General features: G+C 60.9%; 4 protein-coding genes and 1 tRNA gene. 2 read left to right on the forward strand and 3 right to left on the reverse strand.

The genetic code is table 11. The features are described from left to right. Window positions 1-2 precede the first annotated feature (2 nt). From VGI36_00520 to meaB, 3 genes are all read right to left on the reverse strand, one after another. A tRNA-Met gene (locus tag VGI36_00520) sits at window positions 3-79 on the reverse strand. Between the two features lie 50 nt (window positions 80-129). Continuing rightward, a complete protein-coding gene (locus tag VGI36_00525) occupies window positions 130-846 on the reverse strand; it encodes a metallophosphoesterase family protein (GenBank protein HEY2483596.1) in 717 nt (238 codons plus the stop codon). A gap of 18 nt (window positions 847-864) precedes the next feature. Further along, complete coding sequence (meaB, locus tag VGI36_00530) at window positions 865-1,899, reverse strand: methylmalonyl Co-A mutase-associated GTPase MeaB (GenBank protein HEY2483597.1); 1,035 nt, start codon at window positions 1,897-1,899, stop codon at window positions 865-867. Window positions 1,900-2,010: 111 nt separating this feature from the next. Here meaB and VGI36_00535 point away from each other — a divergent pair, with 111 nt between their 5' ends. Together VGI36_00535 and VGI36_00540 are read left to right on the forward strand one after the other, a co-directional pair. Further along, entirely contained in the window at window positions 2,011-2,412 is a 402-nt protein-coding gene (locus tag VGI36_00535; protein HEY2483598.1) for a hypothetical protein, read from the forward strand. A gap of 15 nt (window positions 2,413-2,427) precedes the next feature. Beyond that, window positions 2,428-3,339 (forward strand): 4-(cytidine 5'-diphospho)-2-C-methyl-D-erythritol kinase, encoded by a 912-nt coding sequence (locus VGI36_00540; protein ID HEY2483599.1) that lies wholly within the window; start codon window positions 2,428-2,430, stop codon window positions 3,337-3,339. Window positions 3,340-3,440: the final 101 nt, after the last annotated feature.

The raw sequence follows: 3,440 nt of genomic DNA on the forward strand, positions 1-3,440 counted from the left end.
TGTGGTGGCGGCGGAGGGACTCGAACCCACGACTCTGCGGATATGAGCCGCATGCTCTGACCAACTGAGCTACGCCGCCACCGGAGAACCGCTAAGACTAGCCTGACTGAAAGGACCGCGAAAGGGTTCTCAGCGCAGCGGAATCGCACGCGATTTCACCTGGCGGCTGCCGCGGTCGACCTGATAGAGCGCCCCTTCGGTGAACTCCACGCAGGTCAGCTTGCCGCCATAAACCAGACCCGTATCGATTCCAAGCTTGTACGGAAGATCGATCATCACCCCCCGCATCGGCGTGTGCCCAAACACGACCGTGGCGTCGATTCGGTGCGGATTGAAGATGAATTCCTGCCTGATCCAGAGCATGTCCTCGGTCTGCTGTTCTTCGAGTTGCAGCAGCGGCGAGATACCCGCGTGTACGAACAAATACGGCGGACGCAGGTAGTTGACGCTGAGCCGTTTGTAGAAATCCACATGGCGCGGCGGAATGTGGTGGATCGCGTGGGGCAGATCGTCTTCCTTGAGACCGTAGCTTTCCATTGTCGTCACGCCGCCGTTGAACAGAAACGACTCACCGTAGTGACCCGGCAATCCCAGGAACGAAAGCATCATGTCTTCGTGATTCCCCTTCAGGAACACCGTCTCGGCTTTGGTTCTCTCGAGGTCGAGCGCAAGCTCGATCACGTCACAGGAGGCCGGCCCGCGATCCACGTAATCACCGACGAATACCACCGTATCCCCGTCCTTCGGCGCGATCGCGTTGAGGATCGATTCCAGTTCGTCGACGCATCCGTGAATATCGCCGATCGCATACAGCCGGCCCGAAGATTTATGTCGCTTGTCAGACACGGGTTTCAAGCTTGGTGGTCAATCCTCGCCGTCATTCCCGGCGGATAGAAGCGCGCGGATGGCTTCGGGATCGCCCAGCAGATGATGCATGGCGCTGTACGGATTGACCCGTCCCGCTCCCACTTCCTTCATGATCTCCGGAGCTCGGCCGTCTTTGAGCGCGCGTCCGGCGCGTTCGTCCAGCTCTGCGGTGAAAATTTCCACGAACTCCCGCCGCCGCCGCTCGGCTTCGCGTTCCCCATCAACATGTTCGGCTAGATACTGACGATGTTTGTCTATCGCGCTCACCAGCAAATCGATCCCTTTGTCAGCGGCGGCCTGCGTCATGATCACTGGGGGGCGCCATTCCGTGCCGGCCGGTCGCAGATGCACGTTCAGCTCGAGCTCCGCCTTGATTCGATCCGCGCCTTCGCGGTCGGCCTTGTTGACCACGAACACGTCGGCGATCTCATTGAGTCCGGCCTTCATCACCTGCACCGAGTCTCCGCCTTCTGGTACCGTCACCACCACGGTGGTATCTGCCAGGTCCATGACCGACAGCTCGGTCTGCCCAACGCCGACCGTTTCGATCACGATTACATCGTGACCGAACGCATCGAGCAGTTTCACGATCTCACGCGCGGCGCGGCTCAGTCCGCCATGGCTGCCGCGCGACGAGAGGCTCCGGATATAGACGGAGGAATCCTTATAGTGATCTGTCATCCGCACCCGGTCGCCGAGCACCGCGCCGCCTGAAAACGGACTCGATGGATCGATCGCCAGGACCGCGACTCGTTTTCCGAGCGCACGGTACTTGACGATCAGCCGGTTGACCAGCGTCGATTTGCCCGCGCCCGGAGGCCCGGTGATCCCGATGACCTGGGCGTGGCCGGATAAGGGGTAGATTCGTTCGATGATCGCGCTGGTTTCCGGTGCGCGGTTTTCTACCAGCGTGATCAGCCGGGCCAGCGCGTTGCGATCGTGATTGGCGAATTGCTCCAGGCGCTGTTCCAGCCGGGAATTGACTGGGCGAGTCGTCGAATGTCGGGAGGTTTCTGGAGCGCGCGCAGACATTGTATACGGTCCGTTTGATCATAGCTGCACGAGTCGAAGACAAGCAACGCTCTATGCCCCCGCGCCGACGGCGTTGTGTTCGCCGTTCCGGCGCTTTAGTCTGGTTGTCTGATGAAGCCGCCGGATCTCTATACCGATTGGAAGGTAGTTGCCGGAATCGCGCTGGTTATCCTGGGTGCCAGCAACTGGTTCATCGGGCTCAGCCGCACGCGGCAATACGGGCAGATGATGGCGGCGGCGGAGGATGCGGCGGCGGCGACCGATTATCGCAGTTTTGATGAACTCGATGCGGGTACCGGGCCCGCGGTTATTGAGCCACTCACGCCGCGTGAACGTCAGCTCTCATACGCGACCGCGCGGGTGGACTTTTATCACGCGACGTTTCTCACCGGCCAGGTACTGGTCCTCGCGGGTGTCCTCCTTGCGCTGATCGGATTCATTTCGGTGATCCAACGCGACGCGCGCTCTTCGCTGCGCCGCGCGAATTCACCCGGCCCCAGATCGGACGACTGAGGGTCGCCGCCGTCGATGGTCAAGCTTCTCGCCGAGCTCGCTCCGGGAAAGATCAACTTGTGCCTCCAGGTGACCGGCAAACGCGCCGACGGATATCACGAACTGGATTCGATTTTCCTGCCGATCGCATGGAGCGACATCGTTTCCATCTCGACCCGCCCTTCGGACGAGCCACGCGTGAGTCTGCGTTGTGATGAGGCCGCGCTACACGATTCGCAATCCAACCTGGCTTCCCGCGCAGCCGCCGCGTTCATGGGCGAATTCGGTATCGCGGCCGAAGTGCTAGTCGATCTGCGCAAACGAATCCCTATGGGCGCGGGCCTCGGCGGGGGATCGAGCGATGCGGGAACGGTGCTGCGAGCGATGGCCACAATCTTCGGCATCTCATCTCCGCCGCGCCTAGCTGCGGTCGCGCTTCAGCTCGGCGCGGACGTGCCATTTTTCCTCGAGCCGGGACCGGCTCGCGTACGCGGCATAGGTGAGGTTATCGAACCGCTGTCCACGACGGTGCGACTCAACCTGGTCATCGCAGTGCCTAACGTGAAAGTGCCGACCGCAAAAGTCTTCGCGGCGTTAAGGCACGATGGCTGGAGCGGTCCGCTCGCTGACTCCGCAATATCATCCATCCGCTCGGGAAAGATCTCCGCGACTTCGGTGACCAACGATCTTGCAAAACCGGCGATGGCATTGTTTCCGGACATCGCCAAGCTTAAAGCGTTACTTGAAGAAGAAGGAGCGCGAGTCGCCGGCATGTCCGGCAGCGGCGGCGCGGTTTTCGGACTCTACCGTGATGCGCTGACCGCCGAAGCTGCCGCGCTTCGGATTCGTGCTCGTGCGCCCGACGCTTTGGTCCGGTCGGTCGCGACTACCAGCCTTGCAGAGCTGCACAATTCCGCTTTTTCCACCGAGGTACTTAGTTCCTGTTGATGCGACCCGCGCGTGCGCATTGACAGGTAAAATAGGCCTCAATAACATCGCAATCCCGCATATTAGTCGCGGCTTACGCGGGTTTTCCGGGCACGAACTAG

The organism is Candidatus Binataceae bacterium (assembly GCA_036495685.1).
In the GTDB taxonomy this organism is placed as follows: Bacteria; Desulfobacterota; Binatia; order Binatales; family Binataceae; genus JAFAHS01.